General features: G+C 63.8%; 2 protein-coding genes. Both read right to left on the reverse strand.

The genetic code is table 11. The features are described 5' to 3' along the window. On the reverse strand, window positions 1-224 hold a 224-nt coding region (locus ABT116_RS51210), incomplete at its 3' end, for a hypothetical protein (RefSeq protein ID WP_502984074.1). Continuing rightward, window positions 221-1,428: ABC1 kinase family protein (locus ABT116_RS46135; RefSeq protein ID WP_502984075.1), on the reverse strand; the 1,208-nt coding region annotated here is incomplete at its 5' end. The genes ABT116_RS51210 and ABT116_RS46135, both read right to left, overlap by 4 nt.

Consider the following 1,428-nt stretch of genomic DNA (forward strand, 5'->3'; position numbering starts at 1 on the left):
GGGACCCCCATCCCGTCCTCCTCGTCGATCCCGAGACCGTGCCGGAACGGCAGCACGCCGTAGGGCCCGATCGGGTACGGCCGCCCCAGCACGTAGGCGGCGGGCACCCAGTTGACGAAGGGCGACCCGGTATTGATGCTCGACGACGTGTTCGCGGAATTGGACCGTCGTCGGCGTCGTGCGCTCGCCACCGTTGCCGCCACCGCAGAACAGGTGCTGATCACGGCCGCTGTTCCCGAGGACGTGCCGGACGAACTCGAGGCGACCAAGTTCGGCGTCGAAGCTTCCGATACCGGAGACGGTCGGATATCGCGGATAGTGCCCGTAGGCTCGACGGATCAGGAGGTCGAGATCGATGACTGAAGACAGCAGCGCGGCTCCGGAGCCCGAGCTCAAGGGGATCGATCTGGCGCGCCGTGCCCTCGAGATCCACTTCGGACGGTACGTCGAATGCCATGAGCATCGCGTCGACGGTCGCCACCGGATCACCTGCCAGGGCGGCGTTCAGGAGCACGGCGAACAGGATCCGTGTCTCTCCGTCCAGAACTCCGACAGCCCCGAAGTCGAGTAGCCCGATACGTCCGTCGTCGAGGATCAGGATGTTTCCGGGGTGAAGATCGGCGTGGAATACCCCGTGGACGAAGATCCCGTCGAGCAACGACGCAAGAAGTTCGGTGGCAATACTGCTGCGGGTGTCGACATCGACGTCGGTGAGCGCTGCCTCGCCATCGGAAAGTGGTGCGCCGCGAAGACGTTCCATCACGAGCACCCGTCCGCTACTGAGGCTGGGGTAGATGTGAGGAACGACGATATCCGGGCGGTTCGACATGGTGGAGGCAATCGCGCCGGTATTCGCTGCTTCGGTGCGGTAGTCGAGTTCCTCGAGTAGTGACGTGACGAGGCCGCCGGCGAGTCGATGAACGCCGATATCGTGTGCCCAAGGAAAGCGGGTCTCCGCAAGCGATGACACGCGGAGGAAGATATCGCAATCCACGCTCACCTGTGTGCCGGCCTCGGGTCGTTGAACCTTCACCACCACATCGGTGCCTTCGGTGGTGCGCGCGGAATGAACCTGTGCAACAGAGGCGGCGGCGAACGGCTCCATATCGAACCAAGAGAACACCGCCTCGGGGGTATCCCCGAGTTCCGATGCCAGTAGCTCCGCAATGCGGACTGGATCAGCCGGTCGTGCCGAACTTTGCAGAGACGAGAGAGTGCGAGCCAACTCGGGTGGTATGAGGTCGTCTCGCGTGCCGAGGATCTGTCCCAGCTTGACGAAAGTGACACCGCACCGGTTGATTACTTCCACCAGCGCGTCCCCGAACTGAGGCGCTGATGGCCCAGCACGGAGAGCGGGCCCGCCTCCCGCTCGCACGACGATGCCCATGATCTGGACGTATCGCTTGGTTCGTCGCCACGATTTGCGGC

Origin of the sequence: Streptomyces sp. NPDC002130, from assembly GCF_040296465.1 — a bacterium.
Taxonomy (GTDB): domain Bacteria; phylum Actinomycetota; class Actinomycetes; order Streptomycetales; family Streptomycetaceae; genus Streptomyces.